The sequence below is a fragment of the Gilvimarinus sp. F26214L genome (assembly GCF_054401055.1).
This window is the reverse complement of the sequence record NZ_JBTIYG010000002.1, coordinates 173,664-198,811: the sequence shown is the minus strand read 5'-3', so window position 1 is coordinate 198,811 and position 25,148 is coordinate 173,664. Positions and strand designations below refer to the sequence as shown.

General features: G+C 60.0%; 25 protein-coding genes. 11 read left to right on the top strand and 14 right to left on the bottom strand.

Features of this window, described 5'->3' with window-relative positions; translation table 11 throughout:
- Positions 1-24 precede the first annotated feature (24 nt).
- From ACURWW_RS03145 to pilG, 5 genes are all read right to left on the bottom strand, one after another.
- Entirely contained in the window at positions 25-873 is an 849-nt protein-coding gene (locus tag ACURWW_RS03145) for a CheR family methyltransferase (protein ID WP_445615568.1), read from the bottom strand.
- 39 nt (positions 874-912) lie between these two features.
- Positions 913-3,117 carry a methyl-accepting chemotaxis protein gene (locus ACURWW_RS03140; RefSeq protein ID WP_445615567.1) on the bottom strand — a complete coding sequence of 735 codons (2,205 nt, stop codon included), beginning with the start codon at positions 3,115-3,117 and terminating at the stop codon, positions 913-915.
- Between the two features lie 166 nt (positions 3,118-3,283).
- A complete protein-coding gene (locus ACURWW_RS03135; protein ID WP_445615566.1) occupies positions 3,284-3,829 on the bottom strand; it encodes a chemotaxis protein CheW in 546 nt (181 codons plus the stop codon).
- Positions 3,830-3,855: 26 nt separating this feature from the next.
- Positions 3,856-4,218, bottom strand: a complete 363-nt coding sequence (pilH, locus tag ACURWW_RS03130; RefSeq protein ID WP_445615565.1) for a twitching motility response regulator PilH — start codon at positions 4,216-4,218, stop codon at positions 3,856-3,858.
- Between the two features lie 60 nt (positions 4,219-4,278).
- The gene (gene pilG / locus ACURWW_RS03125; RefSeq protein ID WP_445615564.1) at positions 4,279-4,677 is read right to left on the bottom strand and encodes a twitching motility response regulator PilG; all 399 of its coding nucleotides are present in this window, start codon (positions 4,675-4,677) and stop codon (positions 4,279-4,281) included.
- Between the two features lie 324 nt (positions 4,678-5,001).
- Between pilG and gshB the strand changes: the two genes are divergently transcribed.
- The 4 genes from gshB (at position 5,002) to ruvX (ending at position 8,076) form a co-directional block, all read left to right on the top strand.
- Positions 5,002-5,958 (top strand): glutathione synthase, encoded by a 957-nt coding sequence (gshB, locus tag ACURWW_RS03120; RefSeq protein WP_445615563.1) that lies wholly within the window; start codon positions 5,002-5,004, stop codon positions 5,956-5,958.
- Between the two features lie 45 nt (positions 5,959-6,003).
- Positions 6,004-6,900, top strand: coding sequence for an energy transducer TonB (locus ACURWW_RS03115; RefSeq protein WP_445615562.1), 897 nt, complete (start codon positions 6,004-6,006; stop codon positions 6,898-6,900).
- 107 nt (positions 6,901-7,007) lie between these two features.
- On the top strand, positions 7,008-7,616 hold the full coding sequence (locus ACURWW_RS03110; RefSeq protein WP_445615561.1) for a YqgE/AlgH family protein: 609 nt from the start codon (positions 7,008-7,010) through the stop codon (positions 7,614-7,616).
- A 46-nt stretch (positions 7,617-7,662) separates the two neighbouring features.
- On the top strand, positions 7,663-8,076 hold the full coding sequence (gene ruvX, locus ACURWW_RS03105; protein ID WP_445615560.1) for a Holliday junction resolvase RuvX: 414 nt from the start codon (positions 7,663-7,665) through the stop codon (positions 8,074-8,076).
- Positions 8,077-8,137: 61 nt separating this feature from the next.
- Here the strand turns inward: ruvX and ACURWW_RS03100 are convergent, their stop codons facing one another.
- Positions 8,138-9,280, bottom strand: coding sequence for a PilT/PilU family type 4a pilus ATPase (locus ACURWW_RS03100; RefSeq protein ID WP_445615559.1), 1,143 nt, complete (start codon positions 9,278-9,280; stop codon positions 8,138-8,140).
- Positions 9,281-9,362: 82 nt separating this feature from the next.
- The gene (locus ACURWW_RS03095) at positions 9,363-10,397 is read right to left on the bottom strand and encodes a type IV pilus twitching motility protein PilT (protein WP_445615558.1); all 1,035 of its coding nucleotides are present in this window, start codon (positions 10,395-10,397) and stop codon (positions 9,363-9,365) included.
- 256 nt (positions 10,398-10,653) lie between these two features.
- Here ACURWW_RS03095 and ACURWW_RS03090 point away from each other — a divergent pair, with 256 nt between their 5' ends.
- The 7 genes from ACURWW_RS03090 to rdgB all read left to right on the top strand — a co-directional run bounded on the left by ACURWW_RS03090 (position 10,654) and on the right by rdgB (position 16,595).
- Complete coding sequence (locus tag ACURWW_RS03090; RefSeq protein ID WP_445615557.1) at positions 10,654-11,346, top strand: YggS family pyridoxal phosphate-dependent enzyme; 693 nt, start codon at positions 10,654-10,656, stop codon at positions 11,344-11,346.
- Positions 11,347-11,425: 79 nt separating this feature from the next.
- Positions 11,426-12,241, top strand: a complete 816-nt coding sequence (proC, locus tag ACURWW_RS03085; protein WP_445615556.1) for a pyrroline-5-carboxylate reductase — start codon at positions 11,426-11,428, stop codon at positions 12,239-12,241.
- A 54-nt stretch (positions 12,242-12,295) separates the two neighbouring features.
- A complete protein-coding gene (locus tag ACURWW_RS03080) occupies positions 12,296-12,883 on the top strand; it encodes a YggT family protein (protein ID WP_445615555.1) in 588 nt (195 codons plus the stop codon).
- Positions 12,884-12,894: 11 nt separating this feature from the next.
- The gene (locus ACURWW_RS03075) at positions 12,895-13,188 is read left to right on the top strand and encodes a DUF167 domain-containing protein (protein ID WP_445615554.1); all 294 of its coding nucleotides are present in this window, start codon (positions 12,895-12,897) and stop codon (positions 13,186-13,188) included.
- A 199-nt stretch (positions 13,189-13,387) separates the two neighbouring features.
- The gene (locus tag ACURWW_RS03070) at positions 13,388-15,385 is read left to right on the top strand and encodes a dynamin family protein (RefSeq protein ID WP_445615553.1); all 1,998 of its coding nucleotides are present in this window, start codon (positions 13,388-13,390) and stop codon (positions 15,383-15,385) included.
- A 150-nt stretch (positions 15,386-15,535) separates the two neighbouring features.
- Complete coding sequence (locus ACURWW_RS03065) at positions 15,536-16,006, top strand: DUF4426 domain-containing protein (RefSeq protein ID WP_445615552.1); 471 nt, start codon at positions 15,536-15,538, stop codon at positions 16,004-16,006.
- Entirely contained in the window at positions 15,999-16,595 is a 597-nt protein-coding gene (rdgB, locus tag ACURWW_RS03060) for an RdgB/HAM1 family non-canonical purine NTP pyrophosphatase (protein WP_445615734.1), read from the top strand. Before ACURWW_RS03065 ends, rdgB begins: the two co-directional genes overlap by 8 nt.
- 79 nt (positions 16,596-16,674) lie before the next feature.
- Here the strand turns inward: rdgB and ACURWW_RS03055 are convergent, their stop codons facing one another.
- The 7 genes from ACURWW_RS03055 to rimK all read right to left on the bottom strand — a co-directional run bounded on the left by ACURWW_RS03055 (position 16,675) and on the right by rimK (position 25,121).
- Positions 16,675-18,399, bottom strand: coding sequence for a flotillin family protein (locus ACURWW_RS03055; RefSeq protein ID WP_445615551.1), 1,725 nt, complete (start codon positions 18,397-18,399; stop codon positions 16,675-16,677).
- A 26-nt stretch (positions 18,400-18,425) separates the two neighbouring features.
- A complete protein-coding gene (locus tag ACURWW_RS03050; protein WP_445615550.1) occupies positions 18,426-19,085 on the bottom strand; it encodes a YqiJ family protein in 660 nt (219 codons plus the stop codon).
- Between the two features lies 1 nt (position 19,086).
- Positions 19,087-19,749: a PspA/IM30 family protein gene (locus ACURWW_RS03045; protein WP_445615549.1), complete on the bottom strand. Its 663-nt coding sequence runs from the start codon at positions 19,747-19,749 to the stop codon at positions 19,087-19,089.
- Positions 19,750-19,921: 172 nt separating this feature from the next.
- Positions 19,922-22,051 carry a PQQ-dependent dehydrogenase, methanol/ethanol family gene (locus tag ACURWW_RS03040; RefSeq protein ID WP_445615548.1) on the bottom strand — a complete coding sequence of 710 codons (2,130 nt, stop codon included), beginning with the start codon at positions 22,049-22,051 and terminating at the stop codon, positions 19,922-19,924.
- Positions 22,052-22,185: 134 nt separating this feature from the next.
- Positions 22,186-23,259 (bottom strand): succinylglutamate desuccinylase/aspartoacylase family protein, encoded by a 1,074-nt coding sequence (locus ACURWW_RS03035; RefSeq protein ID WP_445615547.1) that lies wholly within the window; start codon positions 23,257-23,259, stop codon positions 22,186-22,188.
- Between the two features lie 2 nt (positions 23,260-23,261).
- Positions 23,262-24,188: a glutathione S-transferase family protein gene (locus ACURWW_RS03030; protein ID WP_445615546.1), complete on the bottom strand. Its 927-nt coding sequence runs from the start codon at positions 24,186-24,188 to the stop codon at positions 23,262-23,264.
- Positions 24,189-24,215: 27 nt separating this feature from the next.
- A complete protein-coding gene (gene rimK / locus ACURWW_RS03025; RefSeq protein ID WP_445615545.1) occupies positions 24,216-25,121 on the bottom strand; it encodes a 30S ribosomal protein S6--L-glutamate ligase in 906 nt (301 codons plus the stop codon).
- Positions 25,122-25,148 lie beyond the last annotated feature (27 nt).

The following is a 25,148-nucleotide window of genomic DNA, read 5'->3' as shown; positions in this document are numbered from 1 at the left end:
GTTGGTGCCATATCGATGGCGAGTTCAGATCCGGCAGTAAGCCTGGACTCTCTCGTCGTTCACCCGCCGTAACTGCGGGTGCTTCCAATCGGGCATCTCCCCAAGGCCAATGACCAGCAGGCCATTGGGCTTGAGACGGTCGGCAAGGCCCTGCAGGATCTGTCTGCGCCGCCAGCGCCGAAAGTAGATCAGCAGATTCTGGCAGAAGATCACGTCCATTCTTTCGACCGGCATGGATTTCAGGTCCAGCACGCTGCCCTGGCTGAAACAAAGACGATCCTGGAGCTTGTCGATAATCTTGTAACGACCGTCGCCAAGGTCCTTGAAGTAGCGACTCCGTTCGTTGTCGCTCAGTCTTTCCACCTTTCGTTCGGGGAAGATACCCGTTCGCGCGCGACTCAGAGCCGGCATGCTGATGTCCGTGGCAAAGACGCCGTAGTACGGTTTCAACTGCGCCAGTTCAAAGCAGTCGTTAACCAGCATGGCGAGCGAACAGGGCTCCTCGCCCGTGGAACAGCCCACGCTCCAGACATCGAAACTGCCGTTTGTCTCTCCCCGGTCGATGCGATTCTGCAGCAGCTGCCGAACGCATTCGAAAGAGTGGCGGTGTCGGAAAAAGCTCGTTTCCTTCACCATGAGCCGGTCGACCAGCACCGACCATTCGGCCCTTCCCCAGATCCCGTCAGTAACCCGCTGGTAGTACTCCAGGTAGTCCTCGAAGCCGAGTTCCCGCATGCGAATTGCAATCTGGGACTGAAGAAACGGCTGTTGCTGGGCCGTCAGCAGGATCCCGGTGCGCTCTTCGAGCAACTTGCGCCATTGTTCAAACGCATCGGCGCTGAGAGCCTGTGTTTTCTGCAGCGACCAGATCATCGACTACTTGCAATCACTTCACCCCACCGGCCAGGCCGATCAGGCGATGGCTTCCGAACGCTTGTCTTCCGTATCCACTTCGTCGTCCGAGAGAATGTCCACATCGCTGAGGTCCACTTCGTAGTCATTGTCCACAGCGCTTTCCATGGGCAGGTCAACTGCTTCATCCAACTCGTCAAATTGGTGTTCGGATTCCACTGGCCCGGATGCGCCAGGACCTGTGTCCATACCTGCGGGCAGTTTAAAGCCAGCAACGGAGTCACGCAGATCGGAGGCCATCTCCGCCAGATTTCCAATGGACCGGGCGGTAGCGCCGGTGCCTGCCGAAGTCTGCGAGGTAATTTCCTGAATCACGTTCATCGTGTTGGAAATGTGGCCCGCAGAGGACGCTTGCTGACGCGCCGCATTGGAGATGTTCTGAATCAATTCAGCCAGAGTCGACGATACGTTCTCGATCTCTTCAAGCGCCACACCCGCGTCCTGGGCCAGGCGGGCTCCGCGTACCACTTCCGCCGTGGTTTGCTCCATGGAAATAACGGCTTCGTTCGTATCGTTCTGAATCGTTTTAACGAGTGCTTCAATCTGCTTGGTCGCAGCGGCTGAACGTTCCGCCAGCCGCTGCACCTCATCCGCAACCACCGCAAAGCCGCGGCCAGCGTCGCCGGCCATGGAGGCCTGAATCGCCGCGTTCAATGCGAGGATGTTGGTTTGGTCCGCAATGTCGTTAATCAGACTTACGATATCCCCAATTTCCTGGGACGATTCACCGAGGCGCTTGATCCGCTTGGAGGTATCCTGAATCTGCTCGCGGATGGTATCCATGCCGTGGATGGTGTTCTGTACCACCTTCGCGCCGTTGTTCGCGATCGATACCGAGCGCTCCGCTACCGCCGCCGATTCGGCCGCGTTCGCAGATACCTGGTCAATGGTCACCGCCATTTCGTTAACCGCAGCGGATGCGCCGGCAATTTCCTGGGCCTGGTGTTCCGAAGCCTCGGCGAGGTGCAATGCGGTTTGCTGCGTTTCGTCCGATGCCCTGGATACGTTCACCGCGGTCTCGTTTATCCGCGACACAAGAATCCGCAGTTGGTCAATGGTGTAGTTGATGGAGTCCGCAATCGCCCCGGTGAAGTCCTCACTTACCGTCGCGGTGGTCGTCAGGTCACCATCTGCCAGATCGGCCAGCTCATCCAGCAGCCGGAGAATCGCGTTCTGGTTTCGCTCGTTGGTATTCGCTGTTTCCCGAAGGCGTGAACGGGTGCCGGCGTATGCGCGCAGACCGATCATGGCCAGGAAGAACAGTGCCGCACCACCCAGCGCCGCAACCGTCATGTCGTTGGGCTGACGCACTGAGGCCTGCGCGCCGATCTGGTCGGCCAGGTCACCCAGCGATTCGAGCAGCACGGGAGAGTCGTCAAGCAGGGCGTCGGTCGCCTGGCGAGCTCCAAACAGGGCCGGTGACGCCTCAAAGATGTCGCGAACCGAAGTGCTTACGAAGTCGAACAAGTCGGCAACTTCCTGCAGACTGGCAACAGCATCCCGGTCCGTGATTCGGGAAATCCCCATGGCTGCGTCGCCCTCCATCATGCCGAGGATGAAGCGACCGAAAAGGTTGGCGTCCACATTGAACTGGTCGGCTGCGACGTTGGAATCATCACCACCGGCCAGCATCTTGTCCACGTTTCGACCGATACGTTCCGCACGCCAGGTTTGCTCCTGAGCCGTGGCCACCTGGTCGGCGGGGGCGTCGTTCTCCAGCAGGATGTCCTTGATGTTCTCGTATTCAGCCTGCAGTTCCGGCAGCGACTGGTTCAGGGTTGCGGCCACGTCGTGCAGGAAGATGATGGTTTCCTGGTTGTCGACGATGTTGCCGGCGTTTTCGCGAACACGGTTCCAGACTGAATCGTAGCGGGACAGTTCAGTGGCCACTGCGCGACGAGTTGCGGGATCAGCAGCCCGGAGACGGTCCCAGGTCTGGCCCATGTCGGCCAGTACCTGCTGAAGGCTTGCGAACGCACTCGCACTGCCGTTGGTGGCGTCTCGCGAAAGAGTGGTTACCTGGTAGGACAACACTCGCAGCTCTGCAACCAACTGGAGATAGCGCTGGTCCCGCTCGCTGTCCCTCTGGACCAGGAACAAGCTTGCGGCAAGCCCCCCGAGGCTCAGTATCAGCAAGAGCACCAGCATGGTCATGAAGGCGTTGTCCTTCACGCTGGTGAAGATGTTTTTCGATTCGATTTTCATGCTACGCGCTCCTGAGCGTCTTTGCGTGCTGCCTTTACGTTATTCGTAAGCCACCCCAAAATTACTGCCACACCTGCCGCAGTTGTTTGCTCCGCATTTTGGGAGGGGAGCTCTCCGTGTTCGTCGTGTCGTACGGGCCGCTGAGCAATGGCTCCATTTCCGCGCTTCAGCCGGCCGCATTGAGGAACTGCGGATCGTCGCTGAGACGCGCCGGGCTGAAAACGTACCACGGCTGGTCACCGTCGGTCTTGGTGTAGCTGCCGGTCACATAGGGCTTGACCTGTTCATCCAGGGAGGCCAGCTCCACCGAGAAACTGTCGGTCGGAAAATGCTGCATGCCGAGGGCGGAGTCCACCACCAGCCCGGCATAAAGCTCGTCCATCTCGAGTACCAACACCCGATGGAGCTTTCGGGCCCCTCCCAGCTCTCCACCAAGAAAGGTGGCGAGATCCAGCAGGGGCAGGAGCCGGCCGCGCACGTTGGCCACGCCGAGCACCCAGGGCTGAACCCCCGGCAGGCGGGTGTAACTGGGAAATTCCAGCAGTTCCGAAACTTCGCCGAGTGGCGCTACAAAATGCTGTCCCAACAGGGTAAAGCCGATGCCGCTCCACTGGGGCTGGACCTTGGTCTGGGAAGGCAATCCCTTTGCCGAGCGGCGGCTGCGCTGCGCGAGGTCGACGAGAGCGTCGAATGCGGCTTGTGACTCTGCCATGATTTTATTGCTGCCCCGGCCGTGGGTTAGCCCATAACTTCGTTAATGGTGTCCATCAGGACCTTTTCTTCAATAGGCTTGGTCAGGTAAGCCTTGGCGCCTTGACGCATGCCCCACACGCGGTCGGTTTCCTGATCCTTGGTGGTGACAATGATGACGGGAATGTGGGCCGTTTCGTCACTCTTGCGCAACTGGCGGGTGGCCTGGAAGCCATTCAGACCGGGCATGACGATGTCCATCAGAACCACGTCCGGAAGCTCTTTCTTGGCGACAGCTACGCCATCCTCACCGGTTTCCGCCGCGATCACCACGTGACCATGTTTTTCCAGCATGCTGGTTAGCTTGTAGGTTTCCGTGGGGGAATCGTCGACGATGAGTACTCTTGCCATAAAAAAATAACTCCGCTAAGGGGTTTGTTGTTGTCTGATGTCACCAGTGTCGGACCCGGCTCAGGATGCCTGGGCCTGCTGGTTGACGTGAGCTTCAATTGCGCCCAATAGCTCACTTTTGCTGAATGGTTTGGTCAGGTATTGGTCTGAACCCACGATACGGCCCTTGGCCTTATCGAAGAGGCCGTCCTTACTGGACAGCATGATAACCGGAGTGGATTTGAATTCACTGTTATTCTTGATCAATGCGCAGGTCTGGTAGCCGTCCAGGCGGGGCATCATGATGTCTACGAAGATGATGTGCGGACGAGTATCGGCGATCTTGGCGAGCGCATCAAAACCGTCCGTGGCGGTAACGACGGTGCAGCCGGCCTTTTTCAGGAGGGTTTCAGCCGTCCGACGAATGGTTTTACTGTCATCAATCACCATGATCTTCAGACTTTCGAAGTTCATCTCCATATCTTTATGACCTTTTCATTGCATCGCATTGATTTTGATAACCATCAGCGCAGATCGGGCGCTGATCACCGGCTGGACGTGCAGTTTCTGGATCTTTTAACACAGATTCCAAGTATTATCTATAAACGCCTGAATAGTTGGCAAAAAGCCGCTTTTCGGCAATTTGGGAGGGTCGTTTCCCTCTCGGGGATCCGGGCGAATACCACTCGCAGCTGTCTAAGTCTAGAATAGGTCCGGCATTCGGTCAGCATTTTTTCAACACGGGTGTTCCGCCGAGCCAGGCCCGGTTTGCCGGCAACCACACACAAATTCAGGGAAACGATTATGAGTCTCAAGCTCGGGGTCGTGATGGACCCGATATCCTCCATCAAGTTTAGCAAAGACACCACTCTTGTCCTGCTGCTTGCGGCGGCGGAGCGCCACTGGGAGCTCGAGTATATGGAGCAAGGGGATCTGTTTCTGGATCAGGGAGAGGCGATGGCGGTGATGCGGCCTCTGCGGGTGTTCAACAATCCCGATGAGTGGTTTGAACTGGGTGAACCGCAGGTGCGCAAGCTGTCTGATCTGGACGTAATCCTGATGCGCAAGGACCCGCCCTTCGACGGTGAATACATTTATTCCACTTACATCCTGGAGGCCGCGGAGCGCGCCGGGGTGCTGGTTGTGAACAAGCCCCAGAGCCTGCGCGACTGCAACGAGAAGGTGTTTGCCACCCAGTTTCCCCAATGTTGCCCACCCGTGCTGGTGAGCCGCCACGAGCAACGCCTCCGCGACTTCCACCGGCAGCACCAGGACGTGATCTACAAGCCCCTGGACGGCATGGGTGGAAGCGGCATCTTCCATGTGGAACCGAGCGGGACGAACCTGGGAGCCATCATCGAAACCCTGACCGATAATGGCCGCAAATCCATTATGGCCCAACGCTACATCCCGGAAATCCGTGAGGGCGACAAGCGCATCCTGGTGATTGACGGAGAAGCCGTGCCCTACTCCCTGGCACGGATTCCCGCAGCCGGTGAAACGCGGGGCAATCTCGCGGCGGGCGGGGAAGGCCGGGCCCAGCCACTCAGCGAGCGCGACCGCTGGATTGTGGCTCAGGTCGCACCCAGTCTGCGGGAAAAAGGTCTACTCTTTGTCGGCCTGGATGTAATCGGCGATTACCTGACGGAAATCAACGTGACCAGTCCCACCTGCGCGAAGGAAATTGACACGGCCTATGACACCCGGATCGGATCACGACTGATGGATGCCATTGCCGCGCGCCGCCAGGCCCCCGGCTGACAGCCGCCACTTCCATCGATTTACGTAAAGCGATTTAGACGTCCCATGCAGTCCACCCCCAAAAACAACAACGACAACCCGGTCGGCACCGGAGATCGTCTCAGCTTCACCGTGTTTGTCGCGCTGGCTCTGCACGGTCTTATTATCTTCGGGCTGGGTTTCAGCTACATGAGCGAACCCGCCACGCCACCCACTTTCCAGGTGACGCTGGCCACTCACAAGAGCGCCCAGGCGCCGGACAAGGCCGATTTCCAGGCACAGTTCAATCAGGAGGCCAGTGGCACGGAGGACGAGGCCCGGGAACTGAGCACCAGGGACCCGGCACTGTTCGCGGACACTCAGATCAACGAGGTGCACCCCCTGCCCCAAACCGAGCAACGGGAAGCCAGCAAGGCCAACGACGAGAACCGTCTGCACACCACTGGCGAATCCAGCCTGAAGATCAGCCGACAGGAAGATCCGGAGGACCGTGAGACTGAGCAGGAGAAAAAGGGGCAGGAGCAGGATATTCCCCTCGTTAATGCGGAGATTGCGAGCCTGCGCGCCAAGCTCGACCGTTTGCAGCAGTCATACTCCAAGCGTCCGCGCATCCGGCGTTACACCTCGGTGGCAAGTGTCGCCTCCGCGGAAGCCGCCTACCTGAACGATTGGCGGCAGCGTGTGGAATCGTTCGGCAACGAGAACTTTCCCGCCCAGGCGCTGCAGCAAGGCATCTTTGGAGAGTTGCGCCTGGCCACGGTGCTGAAAGCGGACGGCACGATCGTGAAGGTGGAGCTGTTGCAATCATCGGGGCACAGCGTTCTCGACAATGCGGCGCTGCAGATCGTCCACCGGGCCGGCCCCTATGCACCTTTTCCGGGAGAGGTCCGCAAGGAGTGGGATCAGATGGAGATTATCCGCACCTGGCGCTTCGCAATCACCGGATTATCCACCAGTAACTGAGGCGAAGAGCTGGTGACAGCACCCTTCTGACGCCCCATTACTCCCCGACCCTCAAAAGCCCAACCCGCCACTTGTATTCCCCGGGGCGAACCCCAATACTAGCCGGCATGGGACAGAAACTGAGAGAAAACAGCGGCCTCACTGACGGCCTGGGAAGCCCGGAGGAATCCGGTTTTCGCGGGCAGTTCCTGATTGCCATGCCCAGCCTGAAGGATCCCATGTTTTCTCACACCATCACCTATGTCTGCGAGCACAACGCCAACGGCGCACTGGGGATCATTATCAACCAACCCCTGAACCTCCGCCTGGGCGAGGTGTTTCGCCAGCTGCAGCTCTCCGATGCCGGTCGTTTGAGCCAGGAAGTCGTAATGTCCGGCGGACCGGTGCAGATCGATCGCGGCTTTGTACTCCATCCCCGTGGCGAGAAGTGGGAATCCACCATCGACATCTCCCTGGAAGTGAGCCTCACTGCGTCGCGCGACATCATGGTCTCCATGGCCGAGGACCGCGGCCCCGACAAGGCCCTTGTGGCGCTCGGCTATGCAGGCTGGGATGCAGGCCAGCTCGAGGAAGAGATCGCTTCCAACTCCTGGCTCAACATGCCGGCAGAAAGCAACATTCTCTTCGACACCCCCTGCGAGCAGCGCTGGGCGGCCGCCTCGCGCTACCTGGGTATCGACCTGAACCTGATCAGCGCCACCGCCGGGCACGCGTGAGGCCTGCGGGATCGATGAGGATGGGTCAGACCCTGCCGTCAGACGCATGACGCCCCAAACCATTCTTGCCTTTGATTTTGGCACGCGCAATATCGGCGTAGCCGTCGGCCAGACCCTGACGCGCACCGCGGACGAGCTCCCGCCCCTCCCCGCCAGAGACGGCATCCCCGATTGGGATTCCATTGGTCGCTTGCTGTCCGAGTGGCAGCCTCAATTGCTTGTAGTGGGTTTGCCATTAAACATGGACGGGAGCCCGAGTGAGCTGAGTGCACGCGCCAAAAAGTTCGGCAATCGTCTCCACGGACGCTTCGGGTTACAGGTGGAGATGATGGACGAACGCCTTTCTACCTTCAGCGCCAAGGGCGAGGCGATGAATCGCGGGCACCGCGGAGATTATGCCAGCAACCCGGTGGACTCCATTGCCGCGCGTTTGATTCTGGAAAGCTGGTTTGAGCGGTAAGACGGCGACGGCGGACGCTTCGATACTGCAGCCCGGTTTTAACGGTCCTACATCAGCTTCCTCAGAATAATTTGCCCTTGTCTTTCTCGTCTTCCTGAATGGTCAACTCATTGGCGGCATTGGACAGGTATTCCGCGTCGGTTTCCGAGCCCAACTTAATCATCAGGCGCAGATCGTTCGGCGAGTCGGCATGGGCCAGGGCATCCTCGTAAGTGATTTCCCCGTGGTCGTAGAGTTCGTAGAGGGCCTGATCGAAGGTCTGCATGCCCACTTCGGTGGATTTCTTCATCAGCTCCTTGAGTTCGTGTACCTGCCCCTTGCGAATCAGATCCTGGGCGAGGGGCGTGTTGATCAACACCTCGAGACAGGCGCGGCGGCCATTACCGTCCGGTGTGGGGACCAGTTGCTGGGCCACCACTGCGCGCAGGTTCAGGGACAAATCCATCCATAACTGCTGATGCCGGTCCGCCGGAAAAAAGTGAATGATCCGGTCCATCGCCTGGTTGGCGTTGTTCGCGTGCAGGGTGCACAGGCAAAGGTGGCCGGTTTCGGCGAAGGCAATTGCGTGGTCCATGGTTTCGCGGCTGCGCACCTCCCCGATCATAATGACGTCGGGGGCCTGGCGGAGTGTGTTTTTCAGGGCCACCTCGAACGATTCCGTGTCGATTCCCACCTCCCGCTGGGTGACGATGCATCCCTGATGCTGGTGGATGAATTCGATGGGGTCCTCAATGGAGATGATGTGCCCTTTGCTGTTGCGGTTGCGGTGCCCGATCATCGCCGCCAGTGAGGTGGACTTACCGGTGCCCGTGGCGCCCACGAATATGATCAGCCCGCGCTTGGTCATGGACAGATCCTTCACGATTTCCGGAAGACCCAGTTCGTCAATCTGCGGAATCGTTGTCTCGATCCGTCGCAGCACCATACCCGCGAGATTTCGCTGGTAGAACGCGCTGCAGCGGAATCGCCCGATGCCCCGGGCGCTGATGGCGAAGTTCAGCTCCTTGGCCTCCACAAACTCCTTGCGCTGGCGCTCGTTCATGACGCTCAGCACCGCCTCGCGGGCCTGTTCCGGCGAGAGCGGTGAGGTGGTCACCGGCACCACCTTGCCGTTCATCTTCACCGACGGCGGGACACCGGCAGTGATGAAAAGGTCCGAAGCGCCCTTTTCCACCATGAAACTCAGGAGTCTTTCAAAATCCATCGATCTCTACCTCATACACCGCCAGAAGGCTCTGGCAGTGTTCAATGTGCTGTTCTTGCCGGCTCGGGCCAGCGGGACAGCTTCAGAAATTTTCGGGCATTTTCGCCTTTTCGCGAGCGACTTCACGAGTGATGACCCGCCGGGCCACAAGGTCCGCGAGACACTGGTCCATGGTCTGCATACCGATGGCACCGCCGGTCTGGATCGCGGAATACATCTGGGCCACCTTGTCTTCCCGGATCAGGTTGCGGATGGCGGGTGTTCCGCGCATGATTTCGTGGGCTGCCACCCGCCCGCCGCCATTTTTCTTCATGAGCGTCTGGGATATTACCGCCTGCAGGGATTCGGAGAGCATGGAGCGCACCATGGACTTCTCATTGGCCGGGAAGACGTCCACCACCCGGTCGATGGTTTTGGCGGCGGATGTGGTGTGCAGGGTGCCGAACACCAGGTGGCCTGTTTCGGCGGCGGTCAGGGCCAGGCGGATGGTTTCCAGGTCCCGCATCTCGCCCACCAGGATAATGTCCGGGTCCTCACGCAAAGCCGAGCGCAGCGCCTCCGCGAACCCGTGGGTATCCCGGTGGACTTCCCGCTGGTTCACCAGGCATTTTTTGCTTTCGTGAACGAATTCGATCGGGTCTTCGATGGTCAGAATGTGTTCGTATTTGTTCTCGTTGATGTAATCCATCATCGCTGCGAGGGTGGTGGATTTACCGGAGCCCGTGGGACCCGTCACGACCACCAGGCCGCGGGGAACGGCGGCGATGTCTCGAAACACGGCGCCCATGCCCAGCTCCTCCATGGTCAACACCTTGGAGGGAATGGTACGGAACACCGCGCCGGCGCCGCGATTATGATTGAAGGCATTGACCCGGAAGCGGGCGACCCCGGGAACTTCGAAGGAGAAGTCGGTCTCCAGGAACTCCTCGTAATCCTTGCGCTGCTTATCGTTCATGATCTCATAAATCAGGCTGTGGACCTGTTTATGTTCCATGGGCGGGAGATTGATGCGGCGCACGTCGCCATCGACCCGGATCATCGGGGGCAGGCCGGCCGACAGATGCAAGTCCGACGCGCCCTGCTTGGCGCTGAATGCGAGGAGTTCGGTAATGTCCATAGAAAGCCTTCTGTATTACTTATACGACATTGTGTGGCAGAAACCGGAATATTGACGGCGAGACCCGCCTTGTCAAATGGCCCGACCGGAGCGGGTACCTTGCTCAGGGGGACGGTTCGCGAAAGCCCGCTCCGAAAAGGTATGATGTACGGCGCGCTGTTGCCAGGGTCGCCCCAGGGTCTTCCCCGCTGCGTCGTGCGGCCCGGGAGTCTACGCCGGGGCCTGCCATGGGGAGTTTAGTCACTGCGAGTGGACAATGCATAGTTTGCGTCACAATTTGATCCGGGTTCGGGAGCGATTGCAAGCCGCAGCCACCCGGTCGGAGCGCGCGCCCGGGGAAATCACCCTGATCGCGGTGAGCAAAAAACATTCGCCCGAGGCGGTTCGGACTCTGTTCGACGCGGGCCAGAGGGTCTTCGGGGAAAGTTATTTGCAGGAGGCGCTCAACAAGCAGCAGGATCTGGCAGATCTGGCGATCGAGTGGCATTTCATCGGGCCCATACAGCGCAACAAGACCCGGGCCATCGCCACCCACTTCAGCTGGGTCCACAGCGTGGAACGGCAAGTGATCGCGGAGCGTTTGAATGAACAGCGGCCACCGGAGCTTCCGGCACTGGATGTGTGCCTGCAGGTGAACATCGACCAGGAACCCAGCAAAAGCGGTGTTGCGCCGCAAGATTTACCAGCTCTGGCGGAACAAGTGGAGTCGATGCCCCGTCTGCGACTGCGTGGGCTGATGGCGATTCCGGCTCCGCGGGAGAGTTACGCAGGGCAAGTGGAGGTGTTTCTGCGCGTGCGAGAGCTCCTCGAGCGGCTCAAGAGTTCCGGGCAATACGAGCATCTGGATACGCTTTCCATGGGGATGTCTGCCGACCTGGAGGCGGCTGTAGCGGCGGGCGCAACCATGGTGCGAGTCGGTACGGACTTGTTTGGAGCCCGCGAAATGTGAGACCGGAGCGGGTTCTAACGGTGACTTTTTAAGAGCGGCTTGGTGGATCAAGTCGCGCTGGTAAATTGAGAGGCGGGGAATGAGCGAGCGGATTACCTTTATTGGTGGCGGCAATATGGCCAACAGCATCATCGGTGGGCTCGTGGCGAGAGGCTTTGCACCGAATCAGATTACGGCCTGCGATCCCCTCCAGGAAAACCTGGAGAAATTGAAACAAAGCTACGGCATCGCCACATCCACGGACAACATCGCCGGCGTGGCAGAAGCGGACACAATCGTTCTCGCGGTGAAGCCCCAGATCATGCAGGCGGTATGCGGGCAACTGAGGGCGGGGCTGAGTCACAGGCCCTTAATAATTTCCATCGCGGCCGGCATTCCAGTGCGAAAACTCAGTGATTGGCTGGGGGACGAACTGGCCATCGTGCGCTGCATGCCCAATACTCCGGCCCTGGTCCAGGCCGGCGCCAGCGGTCTCTTCGCCAACGACGTGTGCACCGGGGAGCAGAAGGCCTCTGCGGAAAATATCCTTGCCGCCGTTGGCATCGTGGAGTGGCTGAAGGACGAATCCATGATCGATGCTGTGACCGCAGTGTCGGGCAGTGGTCCCGCGTACTTCTTTCTGTTCATGGAAGCAATGATCGATGCTGCCGTGGACCAGGGACTCTCCCGCGAAAGCGCCAGTCATCTCGCGATCCAGACCTGCCTCGGCGCCGGCATGCTGGCCCGGGACAGCGATGTGGACGTAGCGGAACTGCGCCGGCGCGTGTGCTCCCCGGGCGGCACCACGCTCAAGGCCATCGAATCGTTCGAACAGAACAACCTGCGCTCCATCGTGGCCGAGGCCATGCGCGCTTGTGCCGATCGTGCCCAGGAGATGGCCGACGAGCTCAACTAACCAACGAAACGCCGTCCCGGCCGGCTCGCTTTGAATTGAGAGGAGAAGAGTTTGATGAGTCCCTTGCAGGAAATTGCAATTCTGATCGTAGGTACCCTGGGGTCGTTGTATCTGACGATCATCATGCTGCGCTTCCTTTTTCAGGTGGTGCGGGCAAATTTCTACAATCCCGTATCCCAGTTCATCGTCAAGGCCACCAACCCGCTGTTGTTGCCCCTGCGCAAGATCATCCCGGGCGTCGGTGGGCTGGACCTGGCCTCCCTGATCCTTGCCTTGCTCTTTCACTGGCTGATTATTCAATTATTGGCTTTCGCCTACGGCGCCGGCGTAATCAATCCCCTCAATGCACTGATCTGGGCCTTCGTGGGCTTGATTTCCCTGACTCTGAACATCTTTTTCGTCGCCCTGCTGGTCATGATCATCGCCAGCTGGATCGCGCCCATGAGTCACCATCCCATTCTGATTCTCATTCACCAGCTGGTGGAACCGGCCATGGCGCCCTTCCGCAAGATCATTCCCCCGCTGGGCGGTCTGGACATTACTCCCATATTTGCCTTCCTGGCCATTCAGGTCTGCCGGGTTCTGCTCGGCCATTTTGCCCAATCGGTGGCTCTGCCCCCGGCGATCGTTCTGGGAATCTGAGGTTTTTTACCGTGGCTCACTATCAATGGCACGGTGAGACCCTGACGCTGCACTGCCACATCCAGCCCGGTGCAAAACGCAGTGAAGCGGCCGGTCTCCACGGTGACCGGATGAAGATAAAACTGAAGGCGCCGCCCGTGGATGGCAAAGCCAACGCTCAGCTCATCAGCTTTATGGCGGAGGCATTTGCCGTCCCGAAGAGTCACGTGGAGATCAGCCGGGGAACCGCCAGCCGCCAGAAGACTTTGCGGATCAAGGCGCCACAAAAGCTGCCCGACGTTTTCGGCATAACTGATTCCAATTGACCCGCCGGGACCGTTTGGAAATAATAAGCCGGCTCCAGCAATGGCCCGACATGACTCTACCGACCCAGAACAACGAAAAGCACCGGTGAACCGCCGGATCTGAACCTGCCGACGGACACCCGAATACCCGGTGCAAAACTGCCGAAGCGGCGCAAGCCGCCGCAGCTCCCCCTTCGAGATGCACAACAGGGCAAACAAAATGGACGTGAGATCGCTCTATCGCCAGATGGCGAGCTTCGATCAGTGGAAAACGGAACTCCAGACTCAGTTGCGGGCCTTCCAGTCCTGGTTTCGGAAGCACCGCATCAAGAGCACGGAAGCGGAAACTTTGCTGCGCCACGCCCTGTCCCTGCTCTCGGACAAGCGCTTTACCATCGCCTGCGTCGGCGAGTTTTCCCGCGGCAAGACCGAACTGATCAACGCGCTGCTTTATTCGGAGTACGGCCAGCGCCTGTTGCCGTCCAAACCCGGTCGGACCACCATGTGCCCCACGGAGATCTACTACGAGCCGGACAGCGAGCGTTGCTGCGTACGCCTGCTCCCCATCGAAACCCGGCGCGGCAGCTCCAGCGTGGACAGCTTTCGGCGGATTCCGGGCCGGTGGGTGCATTTTTATTTTGACCCCCGGAACCCGGCCCAGGTGGCCGAAGCGGTCTCCCAGATTTCCGCCACCAAGGCCGTCTCCGAGCGCGAAGCGCGGGAGATGGGCTTCGACAGCCGCCTGCTGACCCGCCATCCCGACAGCAGGGAACTGGTGGAGATCCCGGCCTGGCGGCACGCGCTCATCAACCTGGATCATGCACTGCTGCGCCAGGGGCTGCGAATCGTAGACACCCCGGGCCTCAATGCGCTGGGCAATGAACCGGAGCTGACCCTCAACACCTTGCCCGGAGCCGATGCAGTGATCTTCCTGCTGGCCGCAGATGCGGGTGTCAGCGCCAGCGACATGGCAATCTGGAACGATCACATCGAGGTGCTGCGGCAGAATCGGGGCACGGCTGTGCTGGTCCTGCTCAATAAGATCGATACCCTCTGGCATGACCTCAGCTCTCCCGAGGACGTGGCGCGCTCGATTCGCGAGGTGCGTGAAACCACCGCTCGCCAGCTCCAGCTTCCGATCGAACATGTGGTGCCCATTTCCGCCAAGGAAGGACTGCTGGCGAAAGCCGCCAAAGACAAGCCCCGGCTGCTGCGCAGCAGTCTGCTGAAGATGGAAATGCTGCTCGCCGAGCGCATTGTCGAAAATCAGCAGTCCATTGTGAGCCACCGCGCCATTCGGGACGCCCTGACCATTGCGGGCACCACCTATCGGCTACTCAGAGAGCGATCGCGGGAGTGCCGCCGGGAAGTGGCCGCCCTGACAGCCGGCACCAGCACCGAAGCGAAGCTGGAGGCCCTGGAAGACCTTCGCCGCAACATCAAGGACGCCCACACCAGCTACCATCGGCAGGCGCTCTCTCTCCGATCCAGCCAGCGGCTGCTGGACCGCCAGCGCATCGCCCTGATTGCGCCCATGAGCTCCTTGCTGCTGGACCAGGTGATCGCCAGCACCACTGAGCGGCTTAACCGCAGCTGGACCACAGTGGGTCTGGCACGCGGCATCAGCGAGTTTTTCGAGGTTCTTGAAAGCAATCTGAACAACATGGTTCGAGAGGCGGAGCGCGCCAACAAGGTGCTGGCGGCCATCTACGCGCGTCCCGAGCACGCGGAGGCGGGCAACGATTTGTTGGAGCGGCACCTGTTCAGTGTGGCCCCCTACCAGCGCCAGCTGTCCCAGCTCAAGCACCAATCCATTCAGTTCCGGCGGTCCCTGGATACGCTGTTGGCCAGCAAGAGCAGGATTATCGAACGCTTTGTACAATCCCTGGTGAGAGAGGTGCGGAACCTTTACTCAGAGGTGGAAAACGACATCGGACTCTGGGCCGAGGAGGCCCTCGCTCCTCTGGTGCACCACAACCTGTACCAGAAGCAGTTGCTGGAGCGGCACATGATGCGCCTGACAACGCTCAACACCGAAAACCGGGATCTGGATGCTCAGCTGCAGGACCTGCGATCCAACGCCGCCCTCCAGGAGCAGGCCCTCTCACAGCTGGGAGCCATCCTGGAGCGGATTCGCAAATGCGCCCCTGGGCGCCCGGACGCCCCTCACAACGTGGTAAGCCTGGACGCCCGGCGGGCGGCGGCCGCGATCGCCTAGCAGAATTCTTTCCGAGCGGCGCAAGCCCTTACACGCCATTCATCAGCGGGTTTTTGGACATGCGCACGGGGCTAAGCGGACGGACGCTCTTGTGTGGGGACGCGAAGGTCCTTATCCTGACGCGCCCTCCTCTTCGAACCGGGTTCAACGATGACGTGTTTTAGCCGCCTTTTCCGCTTTCGCCCCGGCCTGATCGGGATGCTGCTGGCCGCCGCGCTCCCGGCCAGCGCCCAGGACTACCCCGAGAGAGGCTACAGCCGCTTCCAGGATCACACGGTCTATTACAGTGTGTTCAGCAGCACCTCAGTCACTCCGGACGTCGCCCGTCTGCACGGGATCACCCGCGGCGCCGATCAGGTGCTGGTGAACGTGGCTCTGGTGTCCAACGATCGAGCAGCGGGCGGCGAACCTGCGCAAGTCAGCGGCAGCGCCACCAATCTGATGCAGCAGCGCCGCGAACTCCAGTTCAAGGCGATCAGCGAAGATCCGGTGGTCTACTATCTGGCTCCCCTTCGGGTCACCAATGAAGAGGTGATTCATTTCAACCTGCAGGTTCGGCCCCAGAACGCCAGCCGTACTTACAATGTGAAATTCTCGAAAAAACTCTATGTCAATGAATAGCCGCCCCAGAATCGTCATTGCCAGCAACAATTCCGGCAAGCTGAAGGAATTTCGGGAACTGTTCAGCGAGTTGCCGCTGGACCTGCTCGCCCAGTCGGACTTTCAGATTGGAGATGCGGAGGAGACCGGTCTCTCTTTTGTGGAGAACGCGATCATCAAGGCGCGTCATGCCTGCCACGAGACAGGGCTACCGGCCATCGCGGACGATTCCGGACTGGCGGTGGACGCCCTGCGTGGCGCACCGGGAATTTATTCAGCCCGATACTCCGGCGAAAAGGACGACGCGGCCAACAACAGTAAACTGCTGGAGCAGTTGAAGAACGTGCCGGAGACCCAGCGCAGCGCCCGCTTTCATTGTGCACTGGCTTACATGCGTTATCCCGAAGATCCCTGTCCGATCATCTGCCAGGCATCCTGGGAGGGGCAGATTCTTTTCGAACCCCGCGGCACCAATGGCTTCGGCTACGATCCGCTTTTCTATCTGCCACTCAGTGGCTGCACCTCCGCCGAACTTCCCCCCGAGCAGAAGAACCGCATGAGTCACCGGGGACAGGCGCTCCAGAAGCTGCTGCGGGAGATGACCGCTTAAGGAAGCGCTCCTCAACTAAACGCAGCGAAATACCGGCGAGCCGGGAATCTCTGATCAGCAGACTCCCGGAGCCGCATGCCTAAACGGCGGACGCATCCGCTTCGGTGGTTTTCTCCTCGTCCGCGCCACTGTCCCCGGCGCTGCGCGCGGCATCGATCAGGTCCCGGGCCTCCTGCAGATCGGTGCTGTCCTCGAACAGCTTGCCGTCGACGATAGACCGGGGATCGAGGTTTTCCAGGCCCACCTCCTTGAGAATGGAATCCAGCAACGGTACGTTGGCGCGGTGCTTGAGCATGGCGTTCACCAACTGATCCGACAGGTTGCCGGCGGACGCTGAACCGGTGCCGGTGCCGGTGCCCGTGTTGCTGAAACCCGGCGCGCCGTTGATATCGAAGATCTTGATGCTGTCGATCTTCTCTGCCGGCTTCATGGCCTGCTCCATGATTTGTGGCAACTGCTCGATGAGCTGCAACTTTTCCGCAAAGGAGATCTGTTCCGGGCTGAGCAGGTTTTTGGCTTCGTTCAGCTTGCGCGCACCTTCCGCCTCGGCTTCCGCCTTGACCTTGATGGCTCCGGCTTCCGCTTCGGAGGTCACTCGAATCGCCGCGGCCTCGTCCTGTGCGGCGGCCTTGCGTGCTTCCGCTTCTACCGTGACTCCGATAGCTTCCCGCTCGGCCGCTTCCTGGGCCTTGATGACGACGATGCGCTTCTCCCGTTCCGCTCGCGCTGTTTCCCGCACGGTGACAACGCCTTCCTCCTTCGCCACGGCCTGGGCGCGCGCCTCGTCGGCTTCTGCCGCGGCTCTGGACTCCTCCTTGGACTTCTCGGCCACCGCGATCTTCTGATCCTGCTCTGACAGGGACAACCGCTTCTTCTTCTCGATGTCGCGGTTCTGGGTTTCTTCCTCCATACCAATGCGCGCCAGTTCCACGGCGCGGTTGGTGGAGATGTCCGCTTCCTCGGCCTCCCGTCGCCGCTCAGCCGCAACACGGGCGATGTCGGCTTGCTGAACGGCACGGCGGTTTTCAATCTGTTGCGCCTGATCCAGCCGCGCGAATTCTTCGTCCTGCTGAATCGCCAACTGGCGTTTGGCAGCGTCGGTGGATTTCAACTGAATTTCCACCATGGTTTCCTGCTCGATGTCATTGCGAATCTTGCGGCGCGATTCCAGTTGTTCCGTCAGTTTGGTCAGACCCTCCGCATCGAAGGCGTTCTCCGCGTTGAAAAACTCCTTGGCGGTCTGGTCCAGGCCAGTGAGGGACACCGATTCCAGTTCCAGGCCGTTCTTGAACAGGTCCTCGGCGCAACTGCTTTGCACTTCCTGTACGAACGAGACCCGTTCCTCGTGGAGCTGCTCCATGGTCATCCCCGCGGCCACCGAACGCAAAACGTCCACGAACTTGCCCTCCACCAGGGCTTTCAGTTCTTCCGGTCGCTGGGTGCGGGCTCCAAGAGTTTGGGCGGCAGTTGCGATGGATTCGTTATTGGGCTTGACCCGTACGTAGAATTCTGCCGTCACGTCCACGCGCAGGCGATCCTTGGTGATGAGCGCCTGTTCGTTGGAGCGACGGACTTCCAGCCGCAGGGTATTCATGTTCACGTAGATGATTTCGTGCAGTACGGGAAGGACAATGGCTCCACCGTCCTTGATGATCTTTTCACCACCAAAGCCGGTACGCACAAAGGCGCGCTCCTTGTTGGCGCGGGTATAGAGTCGCGCCAGAATCATTCCGATGATCAGAAGCGCGGCGAAGAATGCGCCTGCGACCGTCAGCATGAAAGACAGGTTGTTAAGGTTCTGCATGATCTTCTTCCTTGTGGTGTTGTTTTTTATCCAGCCGTGGCAGCAGCTTTGATAACAATGAAGTCATTGCCCTGACGACGCACGAGCAGCAGGGGCTCTCCCGGCCCGAAGGGGCCAAGTCCCTCTTCCGCCCTCACCATCAGGTAGTGGGTCTTGCCGTGCTGGTCGCGAACCCGCGCTTCTGCCGCCTGACCGCTACTCGCCTGCCCCAAGGTAATGACAGCTTCCCGCCCCAGCAGCGAGTCGAGAGAAACCGAGAGGGTCTCGTCGCCGGGCAGAACGGCTTCCAGACCGGCAGCGCCAATGCGGACCACCGGCAAAACGAGAACAATGGAAGCTGGAACAGTGACCACGCCCGGCAGCAGGAAGCCGAAGCTGCTCAGGCTCAGGTAGTTCAACAGGTAGCCCGCACAGGCAAAGGCCAACAGCCAGATCACGAGCAGCATGAGAATGGGAACCTTGCCGACCCGCAGCCAGGCCAGAAAGCGGGACAGGGCACTGTGAGAGCCGACGTCGGCCACGTCCAGATGGCCTGGGGCTTCAAAATCGGGAATCAGCGAGTCCAGCATGTTGCCGATGCCGAAGCCCAGAACGGTTCCCAGGCCTTCAAAGATTCCGATGATCAGCATGAGCGCGAGGGCGGTACTGAAAGCGGTGTTTGCATCGGCGAGAAGAAAGTCGAGCACTTCAGCTCTCCTTCTTCAAGGCCGCCAGCCGCTCCGCCACCCGGTTCTTGCGGTGCAGCTCTTCCAGTTCGGCGCGGGCGGAGGCATCAACCGACTGCCCGCCGGGAATTCCCGTTGCAGCGCCCTTGACGCGGGCAATGGCGTCCCCTGCTTTTTCCACTCGTCGGTCCAGGGAAGCGGTTCCGGCGCCCCCGGGAGCTCCGGCCGGCACAAGCTCTTCAACATTGCGTTGCCGAATGGTCTGGAGATCCCGCTCCATTTCGTCGCGCTTGGAGCGCAGCCCGGACAAATAGCGGGTCAGTTCCTGCTCTTCGTCCTGGCTTTCGGCAATCAGGCTTTCAATAATGGGTATCCGGTCTTCAATGCCCACCAGTTCTTCGGCACCGGCTTGCGCGAGATCCTCGCGATCGCTTTGCAGTGCGGTCTGGATCTGTGATTTGAGGTCCTGGGCCCGTTTGTTCAGGGACTGAAGCTCGCGGTTGGCATTGTGTCGGGCGGCTTGCCTGCGGCCAATTTCCGCGCGCACCTCGTCGATGGCCCCGTCGATCTCGTCAATGGCCTGACGCGCCACAATATCAGGGGCAGCGTTCTCGGCTGCGTCCACCATGCTGTTGAAGGTGCCACTGACCAGACGGGCCACGCGGCCCAGAAGGGATTCGCTCATTCCTTTCTCCTTTTCCGTGGTTGTTATTGTTCACTTCCATTGCTCGGGGATTCACTTCCCCTGGTCAACGAACTCGAGTGTTGGATTCATTATAGAGGGGTTTGCCGGCATTCGCCGCAATTTGGCAGGCAGCCGCGCCCGTCGAACCGGCGCGCCTGCCTGCACGGCGTTGCTACTGATCGCGGTTGGCTTCGCGGACCACGAAGGCACGAATGGCTTCCGCATCCTCGGCAGTGATCTGCTCCTTGAAACTCACCATGCCCCCGCTGGTGAGCTCGCCGCCGATAACCACCGAATGCCACGCGTCCCTGGAACCGAGCCGCTGACTGAAACGCAAATCGGGGAAGGTGCCAGTGTCCGGGCTGGTGGCAGCCGGGCCGTGACAAACGCTGCAGAAGCGGCCGTAAACCTGTTCGCCCTGGGTGACGAATTCATAATCCCCAAAGACTGCGGGTACCTCGCGCGTCTCTTCCTCAGCCACGACGGTTTCAGTGTCGTTCAGGCTTTCGGGTAGCGCTGCGGTACCGCCGGGCTTGAACACCAGCAAACGCGAGTTGTTGGTGGAAGCCTGGGTGGTGGCCACGCTGGCACCGGGGCCGCTCTTGGGAAGACCACGGCCGCCTACCAGAATGGCAACCTGTTGCTCGCCGTCCACCAGAAACGTCGACGGGGAGGCGACAACCGTTGCCTGGGTCTTAAACGACCAGAGTTTTTCACCGGTAGTGGCGTCATAGGCGTTGAAGAAGCCTCCTGCATCGCCCTGGAACACCAGATTGCCGGCAGTGGTAAGAACGCCGGCCACACTGCGGGGAGTCGGCTGGGGCGCCCGCCAGACTTCCTTTTGCGCCACCGGGTCCCAGGCCAGCAGGTAGGCCTTGGCCTCGGGGACACTGGAACGGGAGGCGGCCAGCATGCGGGCGCCTGCCGCGAAATCGGTGCCCGTATTCCAGCCCCGGTCGGAAGGTGCGAATTCCTCGTCCGTGGCATAACCGGCCACCTGCTCCCAGACGGGGATGTAGACGAGCCCGGTATCCGGGTTGAAGGCCATGGGGTGCCAGTTGTGCGCTCCCAGGGGACCCGGTTGCACGATGAAGGGTTTGCCGGTCTTGTCGAAGCGCGCTTCCCGCACCTCCACAGGTCGGCCGGTTTCCATGTCCACGTGGGTCGCCCAGTTCACTGGCGCGAAGGGCTCGGCGGAAATCAGCTCGCCGGTCTTCGCATCGAGCACATAGAAAAAGCCGTTTTTGGGCGCCTGCATGATGACACGGCGCTCTCGGCCATCGATCTCCAGATCCGCAACGATGATGTGCTGGGTCGCGGTGTAATCCCAGGTTTCACCCGGGGTTGTCTGGTAGTGCCACTGGTAGCTGCCGTCGTCGGGATCGAGTGCCACGATGGAGGACAGAAACAGGTTGTCGCCACCACCCGGGCTGCGGTAACGCTGATTCCAGGGCGAGCCATTACCGACCCCGATGTACAGCAAATCCAGTTCCGGGTCGTAGGCCATGGAATCCCAGACCGTGCCGCCCCCGCCTTCTGTCCACCATTCGCCGTTCCAGGTTTCGGCCGCCTTTTCCAGCTCCGGCTGTTCGAAGCCGTCCGCCGGATTGCCGGGAATGGTGTAGAAGCGCCAAGCCATTTCACCGGTCTCGGCGTCATAAGCGGACACATAGCCCCGTACGCCGAGCTCGGCGCCGCCATTGCCGATGATCACCTTGTCCCGAATGATGCGCGGCGCGCCCGTAATGGTATAGGGCTTGGTGGTGTCGACGGTCATCTTCTCCCAGACCAGCTCACCGGTTTGTGAGTCCAGCGCAATCAGCCGGCCGTCGAGGGTGCCGAAATAGACCTTCCCCTTCCACACGGCGACTCCACGGTTGACCACATCGCAGCAGGCGTCGACTCCCTTGGCGGGATCGACTCCGGGATCAAATTCCCACAGCAGATTGCCCGTGGCCACATCGTAAGCTTTCACATGGCTCCAGGCGGTGGTGACATAGAGCGCGCCATCCACCACAACGGGCGTTGCTTCCTGCCCGCGGCTCGTGGTCATGTCCGCAGACCAGGCGAGCCCCAACTGACCCACGGTGCTGGCGTCGAGCTGATCGAGTGGGCTGTAGCGCTGTTCATCGTAGCTACGGCCATGGCTCATCCAGGAGCCGGGCTCCGCGTCCGCATTCAGCAGCCGCCGATCGTCGACCGCCGCACCGTAGGGCGTGGGGGGCGGTGTTGCCGTGTTCTGAGTGCATCCGGCAACGCTGAGTGCCATGGCGAGTGCCGCGAGGGGAAGTGCTGATTTCATGATTTCCACTTTATTGTTGATGGGTCCAAAAGCCTCAGTTTAACCATTTTGGCGCACAGGACCACCGGCGACGCCGTCCAATGCCCGCCGCCTTACACTTCACAACACTTTTTGTCGGTTTTCAGGCGTCCCGGTTACTGAATGGGTGCGTTATGGGGGTCGAAGGGAGCGTCGGGATTGAGTTCGGGTTCATAGCGTTCCTGAAAGGCTTCCAGTTGGCTGTAAACCTTTTCCGACTTGGCATCGTAGTGCGCCAGATGGAACAGCGCCTCTCCCTCGTGTACCAAAGGCATATAGGTACGGCCGATGACGATCCCTTCGTCGTGCGCTATGACGTGGTACTCGCTGGCCCCCAGCGGGTCGGCAATCACACCGAGCACATCGTCCTTCATCACTCGCGCTCCGAGCGGGACCAATGCGCGCAGAATGCCGCTGTGAGGAGCGCGAACCCAGGTGGTATTGCGCGAGATGATGGGTTTCTTGTTAAGGATGCGATGCTTCTTGTGGGGGAGCATCTTCAACTCCCGCATCACGTTGATGATGCCGCGCACCCCGGCGCGAATCGACAGTTCGTCGAAGCGGAGAGCTTCGCCGGCCTCATAGAGAAGCACCGGTACGTTCGCATCGTCACCCATTTGCCGCAGGGAACCGTCGCGAATTTTGGAGTCGATAATGACCGGCACATCGAACGCGCTGGCCATGCGTTTTACTTCGTCGTTGCTGAGGTCAGCTCGCAGCTGCGGGAGGTTGGCCCGGTGTCGCGCCCCGGTATGCAGATCGATGCCATGAGTGGACGTCTTAACGATCTCGTTGAAAAAGGTATTCGCGATGCGGGCAGCCAGCGATCCTTTGCTGCTGCCCGGGAAACTGCGGTTCAGATCCCGACCGTCGGGCAGGTATCGGGAGTTGTTGAGAAAACCGTAGACGTTGACGATCGGAATGGCGATCAGCGTTCCACTCAGGCGGTTGAGCTGGCGCTGTTTAAGCAGGCGTCGAATCACCTCCACACCGTTGAGTTCGTCACCGTGAATCGCCGCATTGACGAACAACACCGGGCCCGCCTTGCGCCCCGAGACCACGTGAACGGTCATCTCCACGTCGTTGTGCGTCACCATGGCCGCAAGCGGCAGCTCGATGGTGCGATGCTCGCCAGGTTTGATCTCGTAATCGCCGATCTGAAGCGTCTTGTTTTTTTCGTCCGGTTTCACCGCTAGTCCAACTTGCGAACCGAATAGCAAAAACGTGGAAAATGTACAGCCACCTCACCGGCCCGCTCGTCCCTGCGTTGCACGACGATCTCCTCGTGGTTCGCCAGAAGCAGAGTGCCGCCGGTGGGGTCCATGCCGTAATCCGCCGGTGCAACCTCCACAGCATCGCCAACCGCGATGTCCTCCAGGTCGGATCCTGTTTGCCGAACCACGGTGTTCGCTGCTTTTGCAATGGCGATTGCCTCGGTGCTCGAAAGCTCCTCGGATTTTCCATGGCCCAGTGCCGCCACGCGATCCATCCAGGCAATTACTTCCGGATAGGGGGCAAACTTCTGCGAAACGATGGCTGCGTTACGTACGAACCACAACGGGTGATAGACCGAAAAGTCCGCGATGGTGGGTTCCGGCCCCAGTAGAAACTGGCGGCCATCGGCCAGCTGCCGGCTGTAATCGCGCAAGCAGTTATCGAATACAGTGTTGGCTTCCGCCAGTGTGATGCGGCGCTGGTGGCCGTTCTTGCGCAGGGCGGCCCGATCCGCCACAAAGGTTTGCACTTCTTCCTCACTCGAGAACCGCTGCTGAATGACAGCCGGCTGGAAGACCAGCGCTACGGCAATGGGGAACAGGATGGAGTCTCCCCATGTTGCAATGGACTGCGCCGTTAACATGTGTTCCACCGGGAAGAGGGTCGCCTCGTCGGAAAGCGCGTCCAGTTTTCGGGCGATCAATGCGGTATCGCAGTAGACGTCGGCGCCCATCTGGAGGATCGGCGTTTTTCTGTAACCGCCGGTCAGGGCAACGACGTCCGGTTTGGGCATCACGGCCGGAATGTGCACCGAACGCCAGGCCAGGTTGCGGGACCCCAGGATCGCGCGGACTTTTTCCGCAAACGGTGATGCGGGATAGTGGTGCAATATGATTTGCGACATCAGCAACTCCAATCTTTGTTTTTTCGGTCAGCCCTTGCCCCGGGTGCGGGTCTTGTTCGGTGCAGCGTTCTCCTCCAGATGGCGAATGATGTGGTCGGCAATGTCCTTGTTGGTTGCCGCTTCGATACCTTCGAGACCGGGCGAGGAATTCACCTCCATGACAAGGGGGCCGCGTTCAGAGCGGAGGATGTCCACACCTGCGATGCGCAGCCCCATGGTCTGCGCCGCTTTGATCGCCGTGCGACGTTCGGTAGGAGTGAGCTTGGTCAGCTCGGCTTTGCCGCCGCGGTGCAGGTTGGAACGGAATTCCCCTTCCATGGCGCTGCGTTGCATCGCAGCCACCACCTTCTGGCCGATGACAAAGCAGCGCACATCGCGGCCGCCGGCCTCCTTGATAAACTCCTGCACCAGGAAGTCGGCCTTCAGTTCACGGAAGGCCTCGATCACACTCTCCGCTGCCTTGGTGGTTTCCGCGAGCACGACGCCGCGACCCTGAGTTCCAGCCAGCAGTTTCACAACCAGCGGCGTGCCACCCACCAGTTTGATCAGGTGTTTGGTGTTGCGCACTTCATGGGCAAAACTGGTGTGGGGCATGCCCAGGCCTTTGCGGGACAAGAGCTGGTGAGCCCGCAGTTTGTCCCTGGAGCGGCCAAGAGCGACGGACTCGGTGAGGCAGTACACCCCCATCATCTCGAACTGACGGATTACTGCCATCCCGTAGTTGGTGATGGATGCTCCAATGCGGGGAATTACAGCATCGAAGCGGGGCAACTTTTCGTCCTTGTACCAGACCGCCGGCTTGTCCGAGGTAATGTCCATGTAGCAGGACAGCGTATCGATGACACGAACCTCGTGGCCACGATTTTTCGCCGCTTCGACCAGCCGGCGCGTTGAATACAATTTGCGATTGCGCGAGAGAATGGCGATGTGCACAAAAAAGCCCTTAAACTTCGTTGAATA